This window comes from Fibrobacter succinogenes subsp. succinogenes S85, assembly GCF_000146505.1.
Classification (GTDB): Bacteria; Fibrobacterota; Fibrobacteria; order Fibrobacterales; family Fibrobacteraceae; genus Fibrobacter; species Fibrobacter succinogenes.
This window is the reverse complement of sequence record NC_017448.1, coordinates 3,302,033-3,327,773: the sequence shown is the minus strand read 5'-3', so window position 1 is coordinate 3,327,773 and position 25,741 is coordinate 3,302,033. Positions and strand designations below refer to the sequence as shown.

The 25,741-nt window shown below is 50.7% G+C and carries 24 protein-coding genes and 1 tRNA gene; 20 read left to right on the top strand and 5 right to left on the bottom strand.

Annotated elements, in window-relative coordinates; all coding sequences use genetic code 11:
- Nucleotide 1: 1 nt before the first annotated feature.
- Genes FSU_RS13745 through FSU_RS13720 form a run of 6 tightly spaced genes read left to right on the top strand, consistent with a single transcriptional unit; the run spans nucleotide 2 to nucleotide 6,275 of the window.
- Nucleotides 2-475, top strand: a complete 474-nt coding sequence (locus tag FSU_RS13745) for a NuoI/complex I 23 kDa subunit family protein (RefSeq protein ID WP_014546973.1) — start codon at nucleotides 2-4, stop codon at nucleotides 473-475.
- On the top strand, nucleotides 475-1,047 hold the full coding sequence (locus FSU_RS13740; RefSeq protein ID WP_015732267.1) for an NADH-quinone oxidoreductase subunit J family protein: 573 nt from the start codon (nucleotides 475-477) through the stop codon (nucleotides 1,045-1,047). Before FSU_RS13745 ends, FSU_RS13740 begins: the two co-directional genes overlap by 1 nt.
- Nucleotides 1,044-1,349: an NADH-quinone oxidoreductase subunit NuoK gene (nuoK, locus tag FSU_RS13735; protein ID WP_014546971.1), complete on the top strand. Its 306-nt coding sequence runs from the start codon at nucleotides 1,044-1,046 to the stop codon at nucleotides 1,347-1,349. Before FSU_RS13740 ends, nuoK begins: the two co-directional genes overlap by 4 nt.
- Nucleotides 1,342-3,297 carry an NADH-quinone oxidoreductase subunit L gene (gene nuoL, locus FSU_RS13730; RefSeq protein ID WP_014546970.1) on the top strand — a complete coding sequence of 652 codons (1,956 nt, stop codon included), beginning with the start codon at nucleotides 1,342-1,344 and terminating at the stop codon, nucleotides 3,295-3,297. The genes nuoK and nuoL overlap by 8 nt, the downstream gene beginning before the upstream one ends.
- A 9-nt stretch (nucleotides 3,298-3,306) precedes the next feature.
- Complete coding sequence (locus tag FSU_RS13725) at nucleotides 3,307-4,821, top strand: complex I subunit 4 family protein (RefSeq protein ID WP_014546969.1); 1,515 nt, start codon at nucleotides 3,307-3,309, stop codon at nucleotides 4,819-4,821.
- Between the two features lie 11 nt (nucleotides 4,822-4,832).
- Nucleotides 4,833-6,275: an NADH-quinone oxidoreductase subunit N gene (locus FSU_RS13720; protein WP_014546968.1), complete on the top strand. Its 1,443-nt coding sequence runs from the start codon at nucleotides 4,833-4,835 to the stop codon at nucleotides 6,273-6,275.
- 118 nt (nucleotides 6,276-6,393) lie between these two features.
- Here FSU_RS13720 and FSU_RS13715 read toward each other — a convergent pair whose 3' ends face one another.
- Nucleotides 6,394-6,597, bottom strand: a complete 204-nt coding sequence (locus FSU_RS13715) for a type II toxin-antitoxin system Phd/YefM family antitoxin (protein WP_014546967.1) — start codon at nucleotides 6,595-6,597, stop codon at nucleotides 6,394-6,396.
- Between the two features lie 113 nt (nucleotides 6,598-6,710).
- On the opposite strand from FSU_RS13715, the gene xseA reads away from it, so the two are divergent.
- A complete protein-coding gene (gene xseA / locus FSU_RS13710; protein WP_014546966.1) occupies nucleotides 6,711-8,009 on the top strand; it encodes an exodeoxyribonuclease VII large subunit in 1,299 nt (432 codons plus the stop codon).
- Between the two features lie 4 nt (nucleotides 8,010-8,013).
- On the opposite strand, the gene FSU_RS13705 is transcribed toward xseA, so the two are convergent.
- Nucleotides 8,014-8,430, bottom strand: coding sequence for a type I restriction enzyme HsdR N-terminal domain-containing protein (locus FSU_RS13705; protein WP_014546965.1), 417 nt, complete (start codon nucleotides 8,428-8,430; stop codon nucleotides 8,014-8,016).
- A gap of 156 nt (nucleotides 8,431-8,586) precedes the next feature.
- Between FSU_RS13705 and FSU_RS13700 the strand changes: the two genes are divergently transcribed.
- The 3 genes from FSU_RS13700 to FSU_RS13690 all read left to right on the top strand — a co-directional run bounded on the left by FSU_RS13700 (nucleotide 8,587) and on the right by FSU_RS13690 (nucleotide 12,815).
- Complete coding sequence (locus FSU_RS13700) at nucleotides 8,587-9,999, top strand: GGDEF domain-containing protein (RefSeq protein ID WP_014546964.1); 1,413 nt, start codon at nucleotides 8,587-8,589, stop codon at nucleotides 9,997-9,999.
- A complete protein-coding gene (locus FSU_RS13695) occupies nucleotides 9,999-11,414 on the top strand; it encodes a sensor domain-containing diguanylate cyclase (protein WP_014546963.1) in 1,416 nt (471 codons plus the stop codon). Before FSU_RS13700 ends, FSU_RS13695 begins: the two co-directional genes overlap by 1 nt.
- Nucleotides 11,415-11,513: 99 nt before the next feature.
- Nucleotides 11,514-12,815 carry a pyridoxal phosphate-dependent aminotransferase gene (locus tag FSU_RS13690; protein ID WP_015732265.1) on the top strand — a complete coding sequence of 434 codons (1,302 nt, stop codon included), beginning with the start codon at nucleotides 11,514-11,516 and terminating at the stop codon, nucleotides 12,813-12,815.
- 72 nt (nucleotides 12,816-12,887) lie between these two features.
- Here the strand turns inward: FSU_RS13690 and FSU_RS13685 are convergent, their stop codons facing one another.
- Nucleotides 12,888-13,658: a porin family protein gene (locus tag FSU_RS13685; protein WP_014546962.1), complete on the bottom strand. Its 771-nt coding sequence runs from the start codon at nucleotides 13,656-13,658 to the stop codon at nucleotides 12,888-12,890.
- Between the two features lie 223 nt (nucleotides 13,659-13,881).
- Here FSU_RS13685 and FSU_RS13680 point away from each other — a divergent pair, with 223 nt between their 5' ends.
- Entirely contained in the window at nucleotides 13,882-14,946 is a 1,065-nt protein-coding gene (locus FSU_RS13680) for a polyamine ABC transporter substrate-binding protein (protein WP_014546961.1), read from the top strand.
- Here FSU_RS13680 and FSU_RS13675 read toward each other — a convergent pair.
- Nucleotides 14,943-15,740 (bottom strand): exodeoxyribonuclease III, encoded by a 798-nt coding sequence (locus FSU_RS13675; protein ID WP_014546960.1) that lies wholly within the window; start codon nucleotides 15,738-15,740, stop codon nucleotides 14,943-14,945. The two genes, FSU_RS13680 and FSU_RS13675, sit on opposite strands and share 4 nt — an antisense overlap.
- A gap of 192 nt (nucleotides 15,741-15,932) precedes the next feature.
- Here FSU_RS13675 and FSU_RS13670 point away from each other — a divergent pair, with 192 nt between their 5' ends.
- From FSU_RS13670 to mqnE, 7 genes are all read left to right on the top strand, one after another.
- Entirely contained in the window at nucleotides 15,933-16,517 is a 585-nt protein-coding gene (locus tag FSU_RS13670; protein WP_155808797.1) for a hypothetical protein, read from the top strand.
- A 100-nt stretch (nucleotides 16,518-16,617) separates the two neighbouring features.
- Nucleotides 16,618-17,505: an MBL fold metallo-hydrolase gene (locus tag FSU_RS13665; protein WP_015732263.1), complete on the top strand. Its 888-nt coding sequence runs from the start codon at nucleotides 16,618-16,620 to the stop codon at nucleotides 17,503-17,505.
- A gap of 172 nt (nucleotides 17,506-17,677) precedes the next feature.
- A complete protein-coding gene (trmB, locus tag FSU_RS13660; protein ID WP_015732262.1) occupies nucleotides 17,678-18,430 on the top strand; it encodes a tRNA (guanine(46)-N(7))-methyltransferase TrmB in 753 nt (250 codons plus the stop codon).
- A gap of 149 nt (nucleotides 18,431-18,579) precedes the next feature.
- Nucleotides 18,580-20,229 carry a DNA repair protein RecN gene (gene recN, locus FSU_RS13655; RefSeq protein WP_014546956.1) on the top strand — a complete coding sequence of 550 codons (1,650 nt, stop codon included), beginning with the start codon at nucleotides 18,580-18,582 and terminating at the stop codon, nucleotides 20,227-20,229.
- The gene (gene pgsA, locus FSU_RS13650; RefSeq protein WP_014546955.1) at nucleotides 20,226-21,386 is read left to right on the top strand and encodes a CDP-diacylglycerol--glycerol-3-phosphate 3-phosphatidyltransferase; all 1,161 of its coding nucleotides are present in this window, start codon (nucleotides 20,226-20,228) and stop codon (nucleotides 21,384-21,386) included. Before recN ends, pgsA begins: the two co-directional genes overlap by 4 nt.
- 114 nt (nucleotides 21,387-21,500) lie before the next feature.
- A tRNA-Met gene (locus tag FSU_RS13645) sits at nucleotides 21,501-21,574 on the top strand.
- A gap of 89 nt (nucleotides 21,575-21,663) precedes the next feature.
- Nucleotides 21,664-22,704, top strand: coding sequence for an aminofutalosine synthase MqnE (gene mqnE / locus FSU_RS13640; RefSeq protein ID WP_014546954.1), 1,041 nt, complete (start codon nucleotides 21,664-21,666; stop codon nucleotides 22,702-22,704).
- A 31-nt stretch (nucleotides 22,705-22,735) separates the two neighbouring features.
- Here mqnE and rfbD read toward each other — a convergent pair whose 3' ends face one another.
- A complete protein-coding gene (gene rfbD / locus FSU_RS13635) occupies nucleotides 22,736-23,656 on the bottom strand; it encodes a dTDP-4-dehydrorhamnose reductase (RefSeq protein WP_014546953.1) in 921 nt (306 codons plus the stop codon).
- 58 nt (nucleotides 23,657-23,714) lie between these two features.
- On the opposite strand from rfbD, the gene FSU_RS13630 reads away from it, so the two are divergent.
- Together FSU_RS13630 and FSU_RS13625 are read left to right on the top strand one after the other, a co-directional pair.
- Nucleotides 23,715-24,494: a hypothetical protein gene (locus FSU_RS13630; RefSeq protein ID WP_015732261.1), complete on the top strand. Its 780-nt coding sequence runs from the start codon at nucleotides 23,715-23,717 to the stop codon at nucleotides 24,492-24,494.
- A 141-nt stretch (nucleotides 24,495-24,635) separates the two neighbouring features.
- Nucleotides 24,636-25,682: a histidine phosphatase family protein gene (locus tag FSU_RS13625; RefSeq protein WP_014546951.1), complete on the top strand. Its 1,047-nt coding sequence runs from the start codon at nucleotides 24,636-24,638 to the stop codon at nucleotides 25,680-25,682.
- The last annotated feature ends 59 nt before the right edge of the window (nucleotides 25,683-25,741 follow it).

The window sequence follows — 25,741 nt, the reverse complement described above, 5'->3', positions numbered from 1 at the left end:
TATGCAAGAAAAGATTTCAACATTACAATATATCAAGCGCTACTTGAAGCGTTGCATTACGGGTCCGTGGAGCCTCATTTGCGGATTGTCCGTGACGCTCAAGTACTTTTTCAATCCTAAGCGCATCGTTACGGAACAGTACCCCGAAAACCGCAAGACGCTCAAGATGCACGACCGCTACCGCGGCCGCTTGGAAATGATCGAAGATGCAGACGGCAACAACCACTGCACCGCTTGCGGCATGTGCGAACGCGCCTGCCCGAACGCCTCCATCAACGTGCTTGCCACAAAGAACATTGCGGGCAAGAAAGTTCTCGGACGTTACGTGTACCACTTCGCCAGTTGCACCCAGTGTGGCCTCTGCGTGGAAGCCTGCCCGTTTGGAGCCATCCGCATGAGTCCCGCATTCGAAGTTGCGACAACTGACCCGAACGATCTCGAAATGATTTTAAATAAGAAGGAGGGGCAAGGTTAATGTTCCCAGATTTGCCTTTATCATTCCCGATGGGAGGCATGGACATTGCGTTCTATGTCGTCGCATTCGTGATTTTAATGACGGCGGTTTGTTGCGTTGCCGTGAAAAACATCCTGCAAAGCGCAGTGTTCCTTATCTTTAGCTTTGTCACGACCGCCATCCTCTACATGCTCATGCACGCAGAATTCATTGCGCTTGCCCAGGTGATGGTTTACGTGGGCGGTGTCGTGATTTTCGTGGTGTTTACGATTCTCCTCACAAGCCACTTGGGAGAAGACGCTTTCACGACAAAGATGCCGCGAATTTTCACCGCGTTTGCGCTATCCATCGCGTTTGTATTCGTGATGGTCAAATGCGTGCTGCCGACTCCGGACTTGGCAAGCGGCATCGTGAATTCCCCCGCCGACTATTCTTCACTCCAGAACTTCGCCTTGCGCTTACTCGGTAACGATCCGAACGGATTCATCATCCCGTTTGAAATCGTGAGCGTGCTCCTCTTGATGACGCTCATTTGCGCTATCACGGTCGCACGCCGCAGCAAGGAAGATATCGAAGAGGAGGCTAGCAAATGAACCTTCTGAATTGCTTGATTCTCGCATTTTTGCTGTTCGGGATTGGCGTCTGGGGCCTGATGCGCCGCCGCCATCTCATCGGCATGCTCATTTCCATTGAGCTCATGCTGAATGCCGCAAACATCAACTTTATCAGTTTCGCCTACTTCACCGCACACGATGCAACCGCAGGCGCTCTGTTCAGTATCTTTGTCATTGCCGTGACGGCTTGCGAAATGGCCATCGCCCTTGCGATTATCGTGACCATGTACCGCCGCCACAAGAGTCTTGACGTTGACCAGTTGAGGGACCTCCATGATTGATGATATCACTCTCGGCTATTTGATTCTATTGTTCCCGCTCATCACGTTCGTCGTGAACGGGCTTTTCCTCGGAAACAAGTGCGCAAAAGCCGCAGCGATTTTCGCTGTCATTTGCAACGGCCTTGCCTTTGCCGCCGCAGGCACACTCGCATTCCACTACTTCAGCTCGGACTTTGCACCGCAAAAGGCAATTCTGTTCGACCATACGTTTATCCCGTTCATCGGGGATTTGGTCGCAAGAATCGGCATGCTCGTAGACCCGCTCTCCGTGATGATGCTCGTGGTCGTCACATTCATCAGCTTCATGGTGAACATCTACAGCATCGGCTACATGCGCGAAGACCGTGCCGCGGGTCGTTTCTTTGCACTCCTCTCGTTGTTCAGTTTTAGTATGCTCGGACTCGTCATCGCGACAAACCTTTTCCAGATGTTCATCTTCTGGGAACTCGTCGGCGTTTCGAGTTACTTGCTCATCGGCTTCTGGTACCACAAGCCAAGTGCCGTGAGCGCATCCAAGCAAGCGTTCATCCTCACCCGCTTTGCCGATAGCTTCTTCTTGCTCGGCATTGTGCTTGTGAGCTACGTCGTCGGCAGTTTCGACTTTTCGACGCTCAATTCGCTCAGCCTCATCGACTTCCAGAAGCAGTTCATCAACCTCGGCCTTGTGACAATCCCGAAGTCCGAAGCGCTCGTTCTCGGCTCCATCTTGATTTTCACCGGTGGCTGGGGCAAGTCCGCCATGTTCCCGATGCATATCTGGCTCCCGAACGCGATGGAAGGTCCTACACCCGTCAGCTCTATCATTCACAGTGCAACGATGGTCGTCGCAGGCGTTTACCTTGTCGCTCGACTCTTCCCGTTCTTTGCCATTTGCGATAACGCCCTCACGCTCATCATGTGGGTTGGCGCCTTCACGATGGTCTTTGCAGCCGTCATCGCTTGCACGCAAAAGGACATCAAGCGCATCCTCGCCTACTCCACGCTTTCGCAGCTCGGTTACATGATGTTTGCACTTGGCGCTTGCAAGATTGGTCAGGTTGTCGCCGTTACCGGCTGGACAGCTTCAACGTTCCACATATTTACGCACGCCTTCTTCAAGTGCAGTTTGTTCCTCATCGCCGGTAGCCTTATTCATCAGGTCGGCACGAACGATCTCGATGCGATGGGCGGTCTCGGCAAGAAGATGAAGCTCACTTACGCTTGCACGCTCATTTCGATTCTTGCCATTTCGGGCATTCCGCCATTCTCCGGATTCTTCTCCAAGGACGAAATCATTCTCGCCGCATTCCAGGGACATCACTACGTTGTCTTCGGGCTTGCGCTCCTCACGAGCGGCCTCACGACATTCTACATGTTCCGTCTGTTCTTCCTTGCGTTCCATGGCGCTCCGCGTCACGAAGGTGTCAAGGCAGGCCATGTGCATGAAGATTTCGCGATGACACTCCCGATTGCAATCCTTGCCATCCCGGCACTTTTGAGCGGTGTCCTCGGCAAGGGTATTTTCGAACAGTTCTTTGTTCCAGGCCAGTTGAACGTTCCGCAGCTCGTCAGGCTTGACCACGCGGAATGGCTCCCGTTTGTCGCCGTCGGCATTGCCGTTGTCGCTCTCGTGATTGCCTGGGTGCTTTACGCAAGCCCGTGGGCAAAAGTCCAGCGCGCCCTCGACGAATCCAACCGCAGCGGCATCTACAAAGTCATTTACCACAAGTTCTACTTTGATGAAATGTACTACGCCGTTGTCCGCCAGTTTATCTTTGGCGGTATCGCACGTGTCGCCCGCGCATTCAACGATTACGTAATTGAAGGACTCCTCGCCTTTACGGTCTGGTTTGTCCACAAGCTCGGTGACTTGGTCCGTTTCGCCCAGGCCGGCTACTTGCCGTTCTACTTGGGTACTTTGATTGTCGGCGTTCTCCTTTGGCGATTCTTCGGCCAGCTTCCCCTGTAAGGCGCACCCATGAATACAATACTTTTTAACTCCATTTGGGTTCTCCCCCTCTTAACGGTTCTCGCCTGCGTACTGATCCCTGCCACGTACGAAAAGACGCTCCGAACCATCCATGTCACGTCAGCAACGATTGTCCTTGCAATTGTCTGCTACTTGACTTACGCCATCTACGCCCTCTCGGGAACTCCGACGGATCCAGCAGCCGCACCGCTTGCGCTCCGGTTCTTCACGGACATCCCGTGGCTCTCGATGTTCAATGCCCACTACATTGTTGGCGCAGACGGTCTCAACATGCTGTTGCTTGCACTCACGGCGTTTATCGTCTGGGCCGGCGTGCTTGTAAGCCTCAAGATCAAAGGGAATCAGAAGATTTTCTTTGCACTTATCCAGCTCTTGGCAACAAGCGTTTACGGCGTGTACATGAGCTTTGACCTGGTGCTCTTCTTCGTGTTCTACGAAATGGAAGCACTCTGCATGTACTTGATGATTGCCTGCTACGGCAGTGGCAAGCGCGACTACGGTGGTAAAAAGCTCACATTGACGCTCGCGTTTGGCTCTTCAATGATTCTTGCAACGCTCTTCGGACTTTACTTCGAAAGTGGCGCGACAAGTTGGAACCTCATTGAAATTGCAAAGACGACTCTCCCGATGGATTTCCAGATGTGGGCATTCCCGCTCATGTTCATGGGATTCGCCGTTTCGAGTTCGCTCTTCCCGTTCCACTTCTGGAGCCCAGACGGTCACTCCGCCGCACCGACTGCTGTTTCGATGCTCGCCGCCGGCGTGATGATGAAAATGGGTGCCTACGGATGCCTCCGCGTTGCCATGTTCCTCATGCCCGAAGCCGCCAAGATTTGGCTCCCGTACGTTGTAGCGCTCCTCATCTTTAATGTGGTTCTCGGCCCGTTCATCGCCATCCGCCACAAGGACCTCAAGTACATCACCGCTTACAGCTCCATCAGCCACTTGGGCCTCATCTTCCTCGGACTTGCAGCCCTCACGCCGATTGGACTTCGCGGCGCTAGCCTCCAGATGATTTCTCATGGATTCTTGACAGGCCTCTTCTTCGCGACCATCGGCATGATTTACGAACGCACCCACACCCGCGATATCACGGAAATGGGCGGTATCATGCGCAAGATGCCGTTCCTCGGCGTTGGCTTTGTGCTTGCCGGTTTTGCAGGGCTTGGCCTCCCGGGCTTTAGCGGATTCATTGCCGAAAGCACCATCTTCATTGGAGCGTTCCAGCAAGATTCTACGCTCACGCGCATCGTGACGATTCTCGCGATTCTCTCCATCACGACAACCGCCGTCTACATTCTGCAAACCGCGAACCGTATGCTTCACGGTCCACTTCCGCAGAAGTACGAAAGCCTCACCGACGGATGCTTCCGCGAAAAGTTGGTCATCGTCGTTCTCGTTGCCTGCTTGTTGTTCATCGGTGTTTGCCCCGGCTGGATTTCGGAACTCTTAGACCAGAGCATTGCACCTATCTTTGAAAAGATTTCATCGGCAGGTTTATAGTAGGTTTAATTATGACAAATTTTGCAATTCCAAACTTCATTCTACCTGACGTTTTGCTGCTGATTTTCCCGTTCGTCGTGATTGGGATTCGCCTTTTCGTGACCACGCAATCCAAAGTCCCGTGGCGCATAGCAAACATCGGCTTTATCGCCATTTTCTTCTTGCTGAACTTCATCCCGCTCGCGAGCGGCAACGGCAAGTTCTTTATCTGCAACTGGAAAGTGGACGACTTCGGCGTGCTCATGCGCGAAGTGCTCATGGTAAGCGCGCTCCTTGGCATGTGGCTTTCCAAAGACTACTTTGAACACGGCGCCGACAAGAAGCCGCCTATGCACCAGATTGCCGAATTCATCGGCGCCATCGCATTTGCGACGTTCGGTGGATTCACGGTCGTGAGTGCCTGCGACTTGCTCACGTTCTTCCTCGGCCTCGAAATTGCGACCATCCCGATGTACGCGCTCGCCGCCTGGAACAAACGCGACCAGTACGGTTCCGAAGCTGCTACCAAGTACATCTTGATGGGATCTGTCGCCACAGCATTTGAACTGTTCGGCTTCAGCTACCTCTACGGTTTCTCCGGAAGCCTCCACTTCAACGAGATTCAGGCCGCCGTCGCAAGCGGTTCTAGCCCGCTCTTGTGGATTGCCGTGCTGTTCCTCTTCTGCGGAATCGGATTCAAGCTCACGCTGTTCCCGTTCTACACCTGGGCTCCGGACGTTTACGAAGGCGCTCCGACGCCGGTAACCGCCGTGCTTTCCGTGACCTCAAAGGCAACCGCCATTGCATTCCTCGTCGTGCTCGTCTATGGCCCGCTCGCCCCGATTCAAGACAAGATGGCACCGCTCATTGCGCTCCTCGCAGGCGTCACGCTCTTTGTCGGTAACCTCGGTGCTTTAAAGCAGAGCCGCCTCCGCCGTTTCATGGCTTACAGCTCTATCGCTCAGGCAGGCTACATTATGGTCGCCTTGCTCGGCCCTGCAACAACAGCAAAGACAGCTATCATCTATTACCTCTTTGTCTATGCTGTTTCGAACTACCTCGCCTTCTTCGTGTTCGGCATCATCGGGCATCACCGCGAAGAGACTTTCCAGTCGCTCCGCGGACTTTCTAAGCAGAACCCGAGTCTCGCCATCGCTCTTGCGATTTCGATGTTCAGCTTGGCAGGCATCCCGCCTCTCGCCGGCTTCTTTGGCAAGTTCCACCTGTTCTTCAGCGGAGCTTCGACAGGCCATTACACGCTCGTGGCATTCGCCGTTTTGAACAACGTCATTGCGCTCTTCTACTACTTGCAGCTCATCAAGGCCGCCTGGGTCGATGAACCTGACGGACATTTGAACCCGCTCCGCCTCACCAAGCGCCAGCGCGAAGTCATCATTCTCTTGAGCGCAGCCGTAATCGTTCTTGGATTCCTGCCGTTCCTGAGCAATAACATCTTTGCCGGATTTATGAATTAAACAAGGGGAAACGCCTTGATTCTCCTAACGGAGAATGACATTACAATTTCGCCTCCGACTTGGTCGGGGGCGTTTTTCGTTAAGATGTTTTTTACAGCCTTCAGCAAATAAATACAAACTAAAGTTCGTTCCAGATGTCGTTCGGGAGTTTGCCGATATCACGGAAGTCGAGTTTGCCGCTTGTGGCGGAATTCATGCTCACAAGGCGTGCCAAAGGCTTGCCAGCACGTTCAATGACTATTTCTTCATCCTTGATGGCGACCTGGTTCAAGAGCGTCCCAAAATTCTGACGCATATCCATTGCAGAAACTACTTTTGACACGGGGTGTCCTTTGTTTTCTAAGCAATTTAATTATTATTACAACAAACGTCAAAATGCTTGAAAGGAGATGCCCGCCTTCGCGGGCATGACAGGTAAAGGCGACCGCCTCAAAAATGGATCAAGAAGTTCGTACATATTCGGTCACACAGTACATGCGTTCGCTCAAGAACACCGTAGAGGCTACGCCTGCGGTTTGGGTGCATGGGGTCATTTCGCAAATTGCGGAAAAGAAGTCAGGCGTTTACCTGAGCATTGCGGACTTCGCCGATGGCGACGTGAAGCCCAAGGCCACCCTCGCCCTTTACTGCTACACCGCCAAGTACGATGCGATTCTCGCCAAGATTTCTAGCCTTTCGCAACCGTTTACGCTCAAGCACGACTTGAAAGTCAATTTTCTCGTGCGCGCAGAACTGTACATCCCGTACGGAAAGTTGCAGGCGCAAATCCTGGACATCGACCCGGTTTACACGATTGGCGAACTTGCACTGACCAAAAGCGCCATCTTGAAGCGCCTTGCGATGGAAGGCTTGCTCGAAAAGAACAAGCAGCTTGAACTTGCCGACGTGCCGCTCCGCGTGGGGCTCATCACCGGCGAAAATACGGCCGCGTACAAGGACTTCACCACGCGACTTGAAGCTTCGCCGTTTGCGTTCGAAGTCACGACGATCTATGCGCGGATGCAAGGGAACGAAACCGAAGACAGCATCATCGCCGCACTGGAGCAGCTCCAGAGCGATTCAAATTTAGATGTAGTCTGCATTGTTCGCGGTGGTGGCGCCAAGACGGACTTGAACTTTTTTGATAGCGAAGCGCTCTGCCGTGCGGTCGCAAACTACCCCACCCCCGTCTTTACGGGAATCGGTCACGAAATCGACCGCTGCCTTTTGGACGAAGTCGCTTACCTCTCGTGCATCACGCCCACAGACTGCGCGAAGCGTCTCGTGGAACGCGTCACGGACAGCTGGAACCGAATGACTGAAGCGATGGCAAGCATTGCCGACGGCGCCCGCGACCTACTCACCGAAAACAACAAGCAACTCGGCACAATGGGAAACCAGCTCCAGCAAAAAGTTTTCGGGCTCATCCAGAACGAAAAATCCAAACACGTGCTCATAGCCGCCTCCATCAAGAAGGACACCGCATTTTATATAAAGTCTGAGCACGAGCGCTTAAACCGCAACCAAGAAGGTTTAAAGCAAGGTTCCCGCAAGATTCTCGACCTCGCAAAATCGCAATTCGAACTCGTCAGCGAAAAAGTCAAAAACGCAGACCCCAAAACAACTCTCGCCAAGGGCTATTCGCTCACGCTCGATGAAAACGGGAAATTTATCCGCAAGGCAAGCCAGCTCAAAAGCGGCGACACCATCAAGACACGACTCGCCGACGGGGACGTTTTGTCTGTTGTAAAGTAGCGCCTTAACCAAATACCGGCAGGCACTCGATTTTCTTGAACCGGTGCGTCACGGAGTCCAACTCAAAATAGCGCACGCAATCGCCTAACGCAAGCATCACGTAGTTCGGCGTCAAGATTTGCAAATACTTGTTCAGCTGCTGTTGCAGCACAGGCCACGTGTATTCGCCCGGAGCCTTGCACTCCACCAAAAGCCAGGGTTTGTCCAGAGGCGCCCCCGCCCGAAAATTATGCACCATGATATCCACGCGGTCCGCCGTCTTTACATCAATCGACGAAAGCGGAAATTCCACCGCAATCAAGTGCTCCGGCACCTTCACCACATCGAGCAAATAGCGCACCGTCACCTGGCGGACATGCTCTTCGGGCGTTGCGGGGACTTCTTTTTTGCGAATCGGGTCAAATAGCGTATCGTGGGTCATTGGCGAGAATATAAAAAATCGTGAATAACGTGAGGGAAATCACCCCATTTCAAGGCGAAATTACAAAAAAAGTCAAACAAATCGACCCAACTTGCGTGTTTCATATTATCTTTATATATGACTTTTTATTTACAAAAAGCCTACGAAGGAGCAAATATGGATTTACAGGAATATGTCAATCAGTTCGATTCGATGACCTGCATCATGTCCGTCGAGAAAAAGCCCAACGGCTACGGCAAGATGCGTATCGAAGTCGGGAACAAGGCATATATTGACTCCTTCGAAAAAAATAGTGGCAACCTTATCGACATGCCATTCGGCAAGAGGTTTATCCCGGGCCAGGAATACACAGCGTATATTCCCAAGGACCTGAACTTCGAACATTTTATCTATAGCAGCGCCGTCCTCAAAAAGCCGATGCACGCCTACATCCACCCGGAAAGGTTCGATGTCTGGTTCAATATCTTCAGCCTGCCCCTCGATTTTGAAGACCCGTTCAAGTGCTACTGCACCTACACGCAAGAACTGTCGACCGAGATGAACACTGATTCGTTGCAGAGCCTTTCGGCAAAGACAACTGCCGATGTGCTCAAGACCTGCATCAAGCTCCGCAGCACCAAGAACTTCCTCAAGACCATGGACGAGGTGATGGCTGACATCCGTAACATCTGCAAGGCCAATTACTGCTGCATCATGTTGACGGACTTCAAGGCACGCAAATGCTCCTTGCTCAGCGAAAATGCCGCCCCCGAAATCGGCAGGCACACGCTTGCAGACTTTTTGAACGATGAATTTATCGACTACGCCAAGTCCTGGCTAGACATCATCAACGGGAGCACTTGCTTGCTCGTCAAGAACGAACAAGACAAGGAAGATATCAAAGCCCGCCATCCGGCCTGGTACAAATCCATGCGGTCTGCCAATATCGAAAGGCTTGCGCTGTTCCCGCTCAAGTACAACGAAGACATCATCGGTTTTATTTGGGCGACCAACTTTGCTCTTGAAGAAACAGACCACATCAAGGAAACGCTCGAACTTTCGACGTACTTTATCGCATCGGAAATAGCCAACTACCAGCTGCTGCAAAAACTCGAAAAGCTGAGTTCTACGGACCTCTTGACCGAAGTCAAGAACCGCAACGCAATGAACAACCGCATTCTCAAGATTTTATCCGGCCGCGAAAGAGTTCCAAACAGCTATGGGATTGTCTTTGCCGACTTGAACAGCCTCAAATACATCAACGACAGCGAAGGCCACGGTGCAGGCGACCAGCTCCTCAAAGACGGTGCCGAAATCCTCAAGTCGACTTTCGAAAATTCAGAGATTTACCGTGCCGGTGGCGACGAGTTCCTGATCATTGACATGGAGAACTCCAAAGAAACTCTAAGCCACAAAGTCGAAATGCTCCGAAAGAAATCGGACGACCCGAACAAAATCAGTTTTGCCGTCGGATTCTATTACGAAGAAAATGGTGGCGACATCCGAAAAGCCATGCGTGAAGCCGACGCTAACATGTACAACGATAAAAAAGCTTTTTATGAAAGGCACCCTGAGTGCAGGAACCGTTAATGATGGATTTGCAGAAATTTGTAGATAACTTCCACACGATGACAAGCATCTTGTCGGTCGAAAAGCGCGATGATGACAGAATCGGCACCATCCGCATCGAGGCCGCAAATGACCTGTATATCCGCGCCATGGAAAAGGTCGACAAAGATGGCAATGTCGTCTTTAAGGAAAAGTTTGTCCCCGGCAGTAGCTACGAACGCTACATGAAGAAGGAACTCAACTTCGAGAACTTCTGCTACGAATGTGCCATCAAAAAGAAACCTGTACACGCCTACATCCGCCCCGAGCGCTACACCTTCTGCATCAACCTGTACATGATGCCGCTCGCTATTGACGACCCGAAAAAGGCGTATTGTAGCTACTCCCAGGAAATTACGTTCGAAGAAAATGTCGACGCGATGTCGAACATTTCGGCTAAGACTTCATCCAACGTATTGCAGACTTGTATCAAGTTGCGCAGTACTAAAAACTTGCAAAAGACCATGGACGAAGTCATCGAGGACATCCGCAAAATCTGTGATGCAAGCTATTGCTGCGTGATGCTGACGGACTTCAAAGACAACACGTGGTCCGTATTTAGCGATGCCTTAAAGCCGGATTCCGGGATCCGTTCCATTCGTGAACTCAAATCCGAAAACTTTGTCGATTACGCAAGGTCCTGGATAAAGACACTGAACGGAAGCAATTGCCTGATAATCAAGAACAAGGATGACCTCGAAGTCATCCATCAGGAAAACCCGGCATGGTATAATTCGCTTGTAGCCGCCAACGTCAATAGCCTTGTCCTCTTGCCACTCGAATACAACGGCCTTACTCTAGGCTTTTTCTGGGCCACGAATTTCGACACGTCGAACACGCTCTACATACGTGAAACACTTGAGCTTTCGGCATTCTTTGTCGCCTCGGAAATTGCGAACTACCAGCTTTTGAACCAGCTAGAACTACTCAGCAGCATGGACCTCTTGACGGGCGTCATGAACCGTAATTCCATGAACAATCGCGTAACGCAGTTCTTGAATGGCGAAGTGCAGTACAAGTCGCTCGGTATCATCTTTGCAGACTTGAACGGCCTCAAGCCAGTCAACGATAATAAAGGTCACGATGCAGGCGACAAGCTTTTAAAAGACGCTTCACAGCTTTTAAAATTCACGTTCGACGGTTGCGAATTCTACCGCGCAGGTGGCGACGAGTTCTTGATTATCGCCCTCGACAAGTCGAAAGAAGAGCTCGAAGCTAAAGTTAAAACGCTCCGTGAAAAATCGATGATTCCGGGCAAGGTCAGTTTTGCCATCGGGTTCTACTACGATGCAAACGGAGGAGACATTCGCACAGCCATGCACGAAGCCGATGTCCGCATGTACGAAGACAAGAAGCGTTACTACGACCGGTTCCCCGCCAACAGAAAGCGGCTGTAAAAGTTTCGCATTTTCAATACTTTGTTATGCCCGTCATGAGCGGGCATCTTCTTTTTTACTATTATTCCCACAAAAATACATCCATTTTAGGAGTCCAAAATGCGTAGAAGATTGTTGAGCGAAGGTGCTAAGGAACTTTCTTACGAAATCCGCGAGATCGTGAAGAAGGCGAACCAGCTCAAGGCACTCGGCTTGCCAATCCATTGGGAAAACATCGGCGACCCGATTGAAAAGAAATGCCAGGTTCCCGACTGGATCAAGGACATTGTTGTGGACCTCGTCCGCACAAACCGCAGCTACGGCTACTGCCCCTCCAAGGGCATGCTCGAGACCCGCGAATTCCTGGTAAAAGAGAACAACAAGCTCGGCGGTGCACAGATCAACGTCGATGACATCCTGTTCTTCAACGGCCTCGGTGACGCCATCGCCACCATCTATGGCCTGCTCTCGATGAACACCCGTATCATCGGACCGGCCCCGGCCTACTCTACGCATAGCTCTGCCGAAGCCGCCCATGCTCACACGGCACCGATTACCTACCGTCTGCAGCCGGAAAACCACTGGTACCCGGACCTCGAAGAACTCGAGAACAAGGTGAAGTACAACCCGAGCATCGCGGGCATCTTGATTTTGAACCCGGACAATCCGACCGGCATGGTCTACCCGCTTGACATTCTCCAGAAGATTGTTGACATTGCCAAGCGCTACGGCCTCTTCATCATCTGCGACGAAATCTACAACAAGATTACGTACAATGGCGCCCACGCATACGCGCTCGCCGAATACATCGGCGATGTTCCGGGCATTGCGCTCAAGGGCATTTCCAAGGAATACCCATGGCCGGGCGCTCGTTGCGGCTGGGCTGAATACTACAACCGCGACAAGGACGAACAGTTTGACGCCTTCTGCCGCGCTATCGACAACGCAAAGATGGTGGAAGTCTGCTCGACGACGCTCCCGCAGATGACGATTCCACGCGTTCTCGGCGACAAGCGTTTTATGGAACACCGCAAGGCATTGAACGAAAAGATTGGCCGCAGGAGCGCCATCATCAATGAAATTCTCTCCGACATTCCGGAGCTGTATTTTAACCCGACTTACGGCGCATTCTACAACACCATCATCTTCCGTGAAGGCACCCTCAACAACCACCAGACGCTGAAGATCGACAATCCGATTATCAAGAAAAAAGTCGAAGAATGGTGCAGCAAGACGACGAATCTCGACTACCGCTTCGTGTACTACCTCTTGGGTGCAAAGGGCATCTGCGTTGTGCCGAGCACGAGCTTCTGCACGGACCTCAAGGGCTTCCGCGTGACGCTTTTGGAAGAAGACGAAGACGAACTCCGCAGCGTGTTCACCACGATTCACGATGCGATTATTGAATACTTGCATTCGTAATCAATATCAAAAGCCATTAAAAAATCCCAGCACTTACGTGTCGGGATTTTTTGCATCTTTTTTCAAGTTAAATTAGATGAACCAGAACGTTGCACCCAGCATAAAGCGCATGTTCTTGAAACCGATGTCCGCAGAATAGCTGCTGTTACTGGAATTGAGTCCCATGGAGCTGGTCGTACTCTCTTTTGTTTCTGAATCTACAGAATCGGAGAACTTTTTGAAATCAATCATATCAGTAAAGCCAAACACGGCGCGGAAGTTGATATCAATATTTTCTGTAACGGAATATCCGACACCCGCAATAGCGCTAATATCAGCTGCGTTTTTTGCCTCGTCAGGAACATCTTCTGTGTCCTCCAAGCCAAACGTATCAACCTTCATCGTTGCACTAGAAATCACGTTAACACCTACAACAACACCTGCATCCACATAAAAGTTCGGGGCCGGGTTAAAGCGAGCTATAACAGGAACTTCAACATAAAGGAACGAGAACGTGATATTCATATTAAACATCAAGTTCATCATTTGATCGTATTTTGAACTATACCCATATTCGCTAGTCATAAAAGGACTGGCGATTTTCTTCATAAAACCGCCGAAATCCCAAGAAACTCGGCGATAGTCAAATTCAATCCCTGTAAGCAATGAAAAAGCAGGATTAAATACAAATTTCGCATCAGCACCGACATTGAAACCAGGCCCCCAGCCAACTTCAAGCAAGTCCGTATTATCGCCCCAAACCGTACCGGCACTACCTGCGGCATGAGCACCAATTTTAATGTTAGCTTGAGCATAAACGGCTATAGCCATAGCCATTGCAGCCAAGATAATCTTTTTTAGCATAAATTTCTCCTTTCTTTAAAGAACTACAGATAATCTATATATAGAATATATTGTCTGTACAAACAAAATTTTAAGCATACTTTTTACTACTTCATTTCTTACAAACAAAAAGCAAACCTAAAAAACGGCCTTTTTTGCTCTATAAACCCACAAAAACCATTGCATCTTCTAAAAATATTTTTTTATGTTTTAATTACCACAGTATTAAGTAAAGAGTCCGAATTTGAGAAAAATCATCCTACTCATAGCGTTTTTCGCGGCCATCGCAATAACAGCCTGCATCCAGAAGCAGGGGGCAGACGGCTCGTCCGAAAAAACAGTCTCGGTGATGATTTACAGCGAATACATTGACCCTGCTTTGCTCGATGACTTTAGGGACAAGACCGGCTACAAAGTAAAGCTAGAGCTCTATGAAGCTCAAGAAGAAATGATTTCCAAACTTCTGATGGCGGACTCCGGCAAATACGACATCATCATTGCGTCGGACGTCGTCATTCTGCAAATGGTGCATCTCGGTCTCATCTCTCCAATCGATACGAACAAAATTTCAAACCACATCAACGTAGCACCGCAGTTCCTCGGACAAGCATACGACCCGACAAACACTTACAGTCTCCCCTACCTCTGGGGTACGACGGGCATACTCTTCCGTGGGGATAAGATCAATCCCGACAGCGTAAGCTACTCGCTACTCTTTGACGCCAAGAACACCAAGGGAAAATTCAGCCTCCTCAACGAAAGTCGCTCCATGCTCAGCGTAGCCCTCCAGGCCATCGGGTACAACGCCAACAGCATCAAGCCCGAAGAAATCAACAAGGCCGTAGACTACATTTTGCAGGCGAAAAAGGACCCGCACTTTGCAGGCTTTGAAGGTTCCGACATAGGCAAGGACAAAGTAATTTCAGAAAATTACTGGGCCGCAATCGTATTCAGCGGTGAAGCCATGGACGCCATTGATGCCGATTCTACACTCCAGTACGCCATACCGAAAGAAGGAAGCTTCATGTGGGTAGATGCCATGACGCTTAGCAGCAAGGCAAAGAATCCCAATGGAGCTTACGCATTCATGAACTACATCCTCGACGCAAAAATCGGGGCGCAGCTCGCCAAAGCCATCAACTACGCTACACCGAACAAGGCGAGCCTTGAAATCATGGATGAAGAATTCAAAAACAACAGGGTCATCAATCCCAACGCCCAAGAAATCAAGCGCATGGTATTCCTCACCGACTTGGGCGAGGCAGAGAAGTTATTTGACGAAGCCTGGATGATTGTCAAGTCACATTAATCGTGACTGATAGGAATCGGCGCAAACGGCGGTTCCAATTCCAAGCTGATTGGGCAATGGTCCGAGCCCATTACGTTACTTAAAATTTCGGAACTCACCACATTCGGCATGAGAGCGGCATCGACAAAGCCGTAGTCCAAACGCCAACCGACATTGCGTTCGCGGGCGCCAAAGCGGTTCGACCACCAGGAATAAGCATCGCGAGTATCCGGGTGCAGCGTGCGGAACGTATCGACAAAGCCGTTTTCAACGTACTTGTCCATCCAGGCGCGTTCAATCGGCAAGAAGCCACTCACATTCTCGTTTTCCTTGGGGCGGGCAATATCAATTTCCTTGTGGCAGGTATTGTAGTCACCGACAGTCACCACATGCTTGCCATCCGCAAGCCACTGCTTGGAATTTTCAAGGAACGCATCGTAGAAGCGCAGCTTGTAATCCAGGCGATCATCGCCCTGGCCACCATTCGGGAAATAAATGCAGTTGAGTACCCAGTCCGGGAACACCAGCTGGAGCACACGGCCTTCTTCATCGAATTCCTCGATGTCAAATCCGTAATTAACCGCATCGGGTTCAATTTTGGAATAGACGGCTACACCACTGTAACCTTTCTTGCGCTTGCAAGCGTTCCAGTAAGTATAGTAGCCTTCGCGGGTTGCGATTTCAGATACCTGGTTTTTCTCGGCACGGACTTCCTGAAGGCAAAGTATATCCGGATCAGTTGCAGAGAACCAATCCTCAAAGCCTTTTTTCAGTACAGAACGGATACCGTTAACGTTCCAGCTGTAGATCTTCATTTTGACCCCAATCTCTTTTTCCACGCCAAAGATAGAATATTTTTTCAAACTCCAAAGGGTAAAAGCCCTAAACAGGGCCTGAAAGTTAACAAATCTTTACAAATATTGAAAGTTGTGCAGAAAAATACACCATTTTATTCGAATTTCAAAAAAAATTTCTCATTGATGTATAATAATCTTATATTTGATGACATGAATAAAAAATATTGGTTGTCCTCTTGTATCCTCGCAATTTCACTCTTGGCCGGTTGCGCCGGTTCATCCGCCCAAAACGGAGAAGACCTCGATGTTCCGACCGACCTTCCACCGATTTGCCGCGATATTGACTTTGTCGCCAACCCCGACATGCGTGAAGTTTGCGGCGTGCGCAAGGCTAGCAGGCACAATATTGCGTATAAGAACATTCCGCAACAGCGCTATTTGATCAAGCCGTCCGAAACGTCCATCGTGAAGACGAACGGCAAGCTCGAGCTCCGTTTCCAGAACTCCCTCCCGATTAACCTCGAAGGCCCGATTACGAACGAACTCGAATTCAGCCAGGAAAAGCGCCTCGAACGCGTCAAGAACACTTATGACTACTTCGAAATCACGCCTAAGGGTTCTGAACGCCTCCGCATTTTCAAGATGGGCATCCCGACCGACAGAGGCAACAAGTACGACTTCTGCTTCCGCATCCCAGAAAAGAAGGGCAACGACAGGACTCGTAGCAGGGCCATGGGTGTGAACATCGAGCTCATGTCTTGCGCAGAATTCGATAGAATCGTTTCGAATCGATAGGAACAAGTCGAACAAACTTTTTAGCAGCTCTTAAGGGGCTGCTTTTTTTTGTGTCAATTTTTTGACTCTCTTTTTTGCTAAATTATCGGGCGGTAAAAAAGTGAACGAAAACAAGTACATACACAACGCCCTGCGGCAGATTCACGTCGATACGCCCTGCTCGCCCATTTCCGGATTCTCGATTTCCGGCCTTGCGACGTACATACAGATTCCAGAACTCGATTTTTGCATTGACATGGGCGAATGCCCGCTCTCGGCGATTCCCCTGAACCACGTGTTCCTGACTCATGCGCACGGCGACCACGCGCGCTGCCTGATGCGTCACCACAGTTTGCGCAAGATGATGGGTGTTGAACGCGATAGCGTTTATTACATGCCCGAATGCGTGAGCGAAAATGCAAAAGCATGGATCAAGGCAGAAGCCTTGTTTGAAGGCGTTGGCGAAGCGAAATTCCGCTACCCGGAAATTGAACCCGTCACCGCAGGCGAATTGCAATTTTTGAGATACCGCAAGGACCTCGCGCTCGAAGCGTTCGAAGTCAAGCATTCCATCCCGGCGATGGGCGGCACGCTCTACTTTTACAAGAAAAAACTCAAGGACGAATTCCTCGGGAAAACGCCCGCCGAAATTATCGAACTCCGCAAAAACGGTGTCGAAATCACGCGTGAAGTTTACGACCCGCTCGTGAGCTTTATGGGCGATTGCCTTGGCGAAAGCTTGCTCGACAACAGTCGCGTTTTCCAGTCGAAGGTGCTGATTACGGAATGCACGTTCCTCGACGATGGCGAAGAAGCGATGAGCAAAAAGAAGGGCCACAGCCACTTGAAAGATATTGTGCACGCGCTCAATGAGCTTGATGACGAAATCAAGTGCGAAAAAATCATCTTGAGTCATTTCTCGATGAAGTATTCCGAAAGGCACATCCGCGAGATGCTTGATAAGGCAATTCCGGAGAAGTTCAAGGAGAGAATCGTAGCGTTTATCTAGACGAGAGAACGGCGCAAGCGCCTACAGACAACAAATGCATAAGGCGAGAGTCGCAGACATGCTTGAATGGATATTGACCGAGCCTAGCATTTGGGACATAAGCGAAGCGAATGTACAAAGACGAGAGTGTGCGAGATGCGCGGGCAGAAAAAAGTTTAATAGGAACAAAAACATGGCAGAAGAAATCAACAACGAAATTTTAGAAGAAGAAAAGGCTCCGAAAGAAGTCGTGATTCCGGAGTTTTATCGAGACTTGAGTCAGGACCCGCAAATGAAGGCGCTGTGGCATTATGTGTTCCGCACGAATGGCGACCGCAAGCCCATCAAGACGCCGGACGGAAAGCCGCACAAGCTCGACTTCACCTGGAAAGACATGTTCCCGAACGAAAACGGACACATCGAAGTCGAAATCGGAAGTGGCAAGGGAAACTTCATGACGGACTACGCCGAAAAGCACCCGGACTACTTTATCATGGGTAGCGAATGGGACTTCACGTGGGCAGCCTTCGCACACGAACGCATGGAAAAGCGCGGTATCGTTGCTCAGGGCAATGCCGCCATGTTGCGCGGTGACGTTTTCTACTTCTTGCGCGACGCCGTGAAGGACAACACTGTCGATGCTTTCCACATGTACTTCCCGGACCCGTGGCCAAAGGAACGCCACCACAAGAACCGCTTGCTCCGCCCCGACTTTCTCGATGAAGTCGCCCGTTGCTTAAAGCCGGGCAAGCGCATTTTCTATTGGGGTACCGACCACAAAGAATACAACGAAATCGCTCTTGAAACATTCGATGCTTACCCGACTTGCAAGGTGCTTGTCCGCAATACGGCTGAGCCCACCGAAGGCATCACGACCGGCTTCGAACGCAAGTACCGCAAAGAAGGCAGACCTATTTATAGAAGTATTATTGAGTTTGAGAAATAGGGATTAGGTTTTCAGGTATGGGCTCGGTCGCCTTCGGCTCCCTTTGGGCTATGGGCAAAAGCATACCCCAAAGCGAAGCGACCTCAAAGCGAGTTTACGAGCGACCCCATACCCCATAACTGATATTATTTATTTTTAACTTATACAACATGTTAAAGCAACTCACAATAAATAGCTTTACACTCATTGCCGAAGCAAGCGTCCCGTTCCATGAAGGTTTTACTGCAATCACGGGTGAAACTGGCGCCGGCAAGTCCGTCTTGATGAAAGCGCTCCGCATGGTCTGCGGAGACAAGTCGCAAGCGTCGATGGTCCGCACAGGCGAAGAAAAAGCGGTCATCGAAGGAACATTCGACATTTCGAATGAACCCGAGGTCAAACAAATTCTTGCAAAGTTGGAACTCGATGACGACGATGAACTCATCATCCGCCGCGAGATTCTTGAGAACGGCAAGGGACGTGCCCGCGTAAACGGCTCCGTCGTTAGCCTCTCGGATTTGCAGGAGCTTGGCGAATCGCTTATCCAGATGCACGGGCAGAGCGAACAGCTGTTATTGCGCGACATCCGCACGCATGCAAAAATGCTCGATGAATACGCGGGCAACAACGAACTGCTGATAAACTATTCAAAAAGCTACAACGCCTGGAACAACGTTCTCGCCGAAATTCAAAAGACCGAAGCACACGCAAAAGATCTGGCGCAGCAAAAAGACTTTTTGAAATTCCAGTACGACGAACTTTCAAAGGCGGCACTCCGCGATGGCGAAGAAGAAGAGCTTGAAGAAAAAGTCAACGTAGCAAGCAAGAGCGAAGCGGAACACAACCTGCTGAATGAAATTCAGGGTTTGATCGGTTGCGATAACGGCATTTTGGAACAGGTCCAGAACCTTCAGTACAAATTGCGTAGCCTTGCGCAAAAGATTCCGCATTACGAAGAAGACTTGAATGCACTCGTCGAAGTCGCGGACCCGTTCGAAGGAATTTGCAAGGACTTGCAGAGGCTCCGCCCATCAAAGTCCATGAGCCCCGTCGAAATTGACCGAGCCAATTCTCGAATTGCAACGATTCAAAAACTCAAGCGCAAGTACCGCACCGATGTGGCAGGGCTTATTGCGCTCACCGAACAACGTAAGCAGGAACTCGACAGTCTCGAGAATCTCGATGCCGACCTCGACGAGCTCAAGCGCAAAGCAGACGCCCACAAAGCAGAGACCTACCGCCTTGCGGCAAGTCTCACCGAGAAGCGTAAAGAAGCGGCACAGCGCTTTGACTCGGCCGTGCAAGAAATCTTGCACAGCCTCGGCATGCCGAAAGCCAAATTCTTTACGAGCATCACGGAGCAGGACCCGACACCAAACGGCGCAGACCGCATCGAATTCTTGCTCGCCCCGAACCCGGGCGAAGGCGAAAAGTCGTTGCAAAAGGCAGTCTCCGGCGGTGAACTCAGCCGTGTGCTGCTCGCCATCAAGAGCGTCATGGCAGAACTCGACAAGGTCCCGCTCCTAATTTTCGACGAAGTGGATTCCGGAATTTCTGGCGAAACGGGCAATAGCATTGGCGAAGCACTGCGCAATTTAGGCAAGCATCATCAGGTGCTCACCATCACCCACTTGCATCAAGTCGCAAGTCGAGCCCAAAATCAGCTCGCCGTGAGCAAGAAAGAAGTTGACGGAAGGACATTTACGTCCATTATTGACCTCGACAAGAACGGACGTATCGAAGAAATTGCTAGAATGTTAGGTGGGACCTCTGAAACGGTCCGTACCCATGCAAAGCAGCTGTTGGAGAATAATTTATGACAGAACCAGAAAAAACTTCTGATGTTCGTTTAAGGTCACGCATTTGGAGCATCATGCGTGCTCTCATCTTTGTCTGTGTCATAATCTTCATCTGGAAAGACTGGACCACGATGGCATGCTCCTTTGTGGGTATTGCGCTTATCATGGGTTGGGTCAACTTGTTCCAGCTCAAGAGCCAAGAAATTGAAAAGCCTTATTACCGACTTTGGCTCAACACCATCGATGGGTTTTTGCAGTTCATCGTGATGACTAGCATTTTCTTCCGCGACTTGATCCAGAACGAAAGTGCCGAAAAGATTCTCGGTGTCGGTTGCGCCGTCTTGCTTGGACGACTGATTGCCCACACGCTATTCTCGCTCGGAGTTCTCCGCGAAGGGAAGCAACTCCCCCGCAAGCGCCGCTGGAGCAAGCTTGCAAATCTTTCTGTCACAATTACGATGGGCGTATACTTGCTGAACTTGGAAAATTACCAACAAATTATGATGGTCATTTCCATTTTGCTCATTGCCGCCTCCACCGCCGCATACGCTTACTGGTACTACCGCGACCCCGCACACCGTAAGCCGCTTTCGATTGCAAGCCAGCTCACCATGAGCCGCATTGTACTCACGCCGTTTTTCCTTTGGGTGTTCTTCTACGATAACGATTTGGATTACAGCAACAACAACATCGTCTTTAAAGTGCTTTCGCTCGTGATGGTGCTCGGCTTTATGCTCACGGACTTTCTGGACGGCAAGCTCGCCCGCGCGATGGGCGAAGTCAGCACGCTCGGCAAGTACCTCGATCCGTTCAGCGACAAGATTTCGAACATGACGATTTTCATGTGCTTTATCGCTACAGGCTATGCGCCCGTGTGGATGGTCGCTCTGATTTACTTCCGCGAATCAAGTGTGGAAACGCTCAGAACGCTCGCCGCAAGCGAAGGCCTCGTGATGCCCGCACGTCGCAGTGGCAAGTGGAAAACCGCATTGCAAGGCATCGGCATTGTCGCGATTCTCCTTGGCGCCATTGACCCGGTTCGCGCATTGATTCCTGGATTTGAAAGCATCTGGCATCAGTTCCCGATTGTTGTGATGGGCATCATAACCACCATTACAATCGTGAGCGGAATTGATTATTTCTACGCAAGCAAGCACATTTTGAAAAAATTCGTATAGTCAAATTCGTGCATAAATCGCGGGAAAAACATAAAAAAAACTTACTCCGACAAATACTCTGCTATTCACTCTTGCCAAACCTGTTATAATTTTCTATATATGGGACAACCTCGACGCGGGGTGGAGCAGTTGGTAGCTCGTCGGGCTCATAACCCGAAGGTCGCAGCGTTCAAGTCCTGCCCCCGCTACTAAAAAACGCAGATTTCAATCTGCGTTTTTTTGTTTTTCTAAGTTCTAAGCTCTAAGTTCTACCAACCAAATTAAATATATTTACAGCATGTCTCGTATTTCAGAACAAGAAGCTCTCGATTTATTTTTGAACGCACCACTCGATGAACTTTGCGCACGCGCCAACGCCGAAAAAGAAGCGCGCCACGGGAAGTCCGTTTACTGGGTGAACAACCGCCAAATCAACTACACGAACGTGTGCGTGCTGCACTGCAAATTCTGCGCATTTAGCCGCATCAAAAAAGATAGCCCGACCGCTTACGACTGGAATTACGAAACCATCCGCGACAAGGCTGCCGAAGCAATTAGCAAAGGCGCCCGCGAATTGCACATTGTTGGCGGACTCCATCCCGACCATCCGTTCGATTACTACATAGAGATGTTGCGCAAGCTCCGCAAGGAATTTCCGTCCGCCAACTTGAAGGCTTTTACCGCCGTTGAAATTTGCCACTTCGCCAAGATTTCTGGCCAGACGCCCGAACAGATTATGGCAACGCTCAAGGACGCAGGCCTTGACGCCCTCCCGGGCGGCGGCGCCGAGATTTTAGTACAAAGTGTACGCGACAAGATTTGCCCGGGCAAGGAAACTGGCGAAGAATGGCTCGACGTCCATCGCGCAGCCCACAAGCTCGGCATCCCGACAAACGCCACAATGCTATTCGGTCATATTGAAAAGATTGAAGACCGCATTGCGCACATGAAGATGCTCCGCGACCTGCAAGACGAAGCGCCGGGATTCTTCGCATTCATCCCGCTCGTGTACCACCCGGAACACAACGCGCTCCACCAGATTGTCCCGAACATCACAAGCGAAGAAGACATCCTCCGCACGGTCGCTGTTTCTCGTTTGTTCTTGGACAACTTCCCGCACATCAAGGCTTACTGGATCCAGATGGGAATCGAGACTGCCATGAAGGCTCTCCACGCCGGCGCATCGGATTTGGACGGTACGATTATCGAAGAGAAGATTACGCATGCCGCAGGCGCCACGGTTCCCGTGGGCATGAGTCCAGAACGCATGCAAGATCTCATCAAAAAAGAAGGCCTCGTTCCGGTGGAACGAGATGCCTTGTACGAAAGATTTTCTTAAGAGAGCGCTCACTCAATAAGTGCGCCGCCCTTTAAGCCAGGACGCCGATTTCCTTGAGGTAACGGCCAAGCGCATCCTGCCATGTGGGGAGCGGCTTGAAACCGGCTTCCACGAGCTTGCTCTTGTCCAAGCGGCTGTTGAACGGACGTGCGGCCTTGGAAAGTCCGTATTCCGCCGTCGTCACCGGCAACACCTTAGTCGGGAGCCCCGCCTGCTTGTAGATTTCCTTCGTGAATTCGTACCAGCTGATGAATCCGCCTTCGTTCGTGGCGTGATAGTAGCCGTACTTGTCCGTTTCAATCATATCGACGAGGAGGCGGCTCAAGTCAAGCGTGTAAGTCGGCGTACCGATCTGGTCGTAAACAACGCGGACCGTATCGTGAGTTTCGCCCACCTTGAGCATCGTCTTGATGAAGTTCTTGCCATTGAGACCGAACACCCAAGCGATACGCACAATGAAATACTTTTCAAGCGTTCCACTTACGGCAAGTTCGCCCTTGAGCTTGGATTCGCCATAGACGTTGAGCGGCTCGTAATCCTTGCAGTCCGGTTTCCATGGAGAAGTGCCACGGCCGTTAAACACATAGTCCGTGCTGATGTAGACCATCTTTGCATCAATTTCTTTAGCGACGCGAGCAATGTTTTCGGTACCTTCGGCGTTGATTGCAAAGACCTTCGCTTTTTTGTCTTCGTCTTCGGCAAGGTCCACTGCAGTCCAGGCAGCGCAATGCACAATCACATCCGGATTCACGCTCTTGATGGTTTCTGCAACGGCGGCTGCATTCGTAATATCCATCGACACATACGGCATCGTGGTCACAGCGCTTCCATCAGCCACGCCGGAATAAACCGGAGCGATATCGCTACCGACACCTTCGTAACCGCGCTTTGCAAGTTCATTCATCACATCGTGACCCAACTGGCCACCAACACCTGTTACTAAAACTTTCATAATAAAACCTCTATGCGTGAATATAGCAATTAGCCACTATTTTCTATCTTTGGGCTCGATGTTTGAAGCGTTAAATTTTCATTTTTCGGCATACGACTGGCTGCTCGTCTTTATGGTTACCGCCCTCGGCACCCTGAGCGCCTACCTCAAGGACCCGCAACTCAAGGCAGTCACGGCGACCATTCCCATCCCCTGCGGTTTTGCCTACATCGCCGTCGGACTCCCGATGGGCACCGAAAATGCAGTCTCCGGCTTCATGTGCATGTTGTACGTACACATCGTACGCATTCTCCACTACAAAGTAAAAGTTCCTATTGTACCGTCAATTATCACCGGGCTTGCCTTTTTTGTCGCACTCGGGACATTTTTGCATGCACGCATCCCGGAAGGCGAAGCATACTTTATCGGCGCCTGCGTTTTTGACTTTGTCATCGGCGTGATATTCTTCCAGAAACAAAAATACAAAGCCGGCGTGCGCTACAAGACCCCGCTCCCGGTTTACATCAAGGCGCCCGCCATCGCAGGCGTCGTTTCTGGCCTCATGTTCATCAAGCGCCTGATGGGCGGTTTTTGCACCAGTTTCCCGATGATGAATTCCATCGTAAGCTACGAGAGCCGCTATTCGCTCGGCGACCAATGCAGACAGCTTCCGCTATTCCTCATCGCAGGTCCGTTCATGTTCATCACCATGCGCTATGTGGAAATCGGTTTCGGGCTCAATCACTGGATTGTACTCCTCATTGGATACATCATTTTTGCACTGATTTACTGGCCGCTCAACAAAGAACTCAAGCGCCGCAACGAAATCAACTATAATTCGGTAGACAGTAAGAAGTAGACGGTAGGAAGTTGGAAGTGGTTGTAAACGGCACAGAAATGGGTGTAAAGTAGCCTTTTCAAAGGGTTTTGGAAAAATTTACTTGAAGAAACCCCTCAACATAAATAGATTTAGAGGGATAAAAACAAGGAATTTCACGCAATGCATAAAATTTCCCGTATTTCTTTAGCTTTTACCGGCGCAATCCTCTCCGCCTCGCTTTTAGCAGCCTGCGGTGACGAAAATACAACAGCCGCATTCAACAACTTTGCAAACCAAAGTTCCAGCGACCAGGCTCAACCATCAACGATTTCTAGTTCCTCGACCGAGCAGCTTCCGGCAAGCTCCGCTGACGCAAACTCCAGCTCTGCCACAGCTCCGGTCATGCAGTCCAGCTCTTCCGTAGAAGTTCCGCCAACATTGTCGAGCTCTTCCGGAACCGCAGCCGAAACAGACCCGACTTGCGTTGAAACACCTGTTACCACAATCGCCCTCGATTCCATAGGCCTTGCCGACATCGCAGACGTATTCAAGAGCGTCCGTTGCAACGAAAAGGCAGTATTCATCATCCGCCACGGCGAACGCGATGACGCCCAGACCGGTCGCGAAACGCCGCTCACCTACTGGGAAAACGAACCGGATTCCGTCAATGGACAGCCTTCTGACGGCGTAAGACAGGCCCGCGCCGTGGGTCAAAAGCTCATCAGTGCCGAAGAATTCGTATACTCGCACACGAACTACGTCCGTACCGAACAGACCTGCTTCAACATCAACTTCGGCCGCGGCCAGGCCACGTTCCCGCACGACACGACGACCCTTTATTCCATCAGCTGGTACAAGAAGGACAAGGAACGTTACGACTTCTATGATGACTCCACCAAGAACGTCCGTCTCGTGATTGCAGGTTGGGCATACGACAATCTCTATGCCGACGCCTTCTATGACCTCAAGGAAAAATCCGAAGAAATCGTCAAGAAGGACATCGCTCCGGGCTACGCCTCCATGAACAAGTACCGTGTCATCTGCACCCACGATGACTTTGTGCTCCCGTTCAGCGTATTCGCCTCCAACGGCAACGTGAACTACAGATTCCATGATCCGGCCTCCAGACACTGGCCGTACTTCTTGACCGGTGTCGCCGTCATCATTGACAACAAGGACCAGATCAGATATGTTCCGTTCAGAGGCCTTGGTATTGGCGCTGAATAACAAGCGCCCGGCATAAGCAACACAAAAACACCGCTTTTAGCTCTTTTTAACAAGAATCC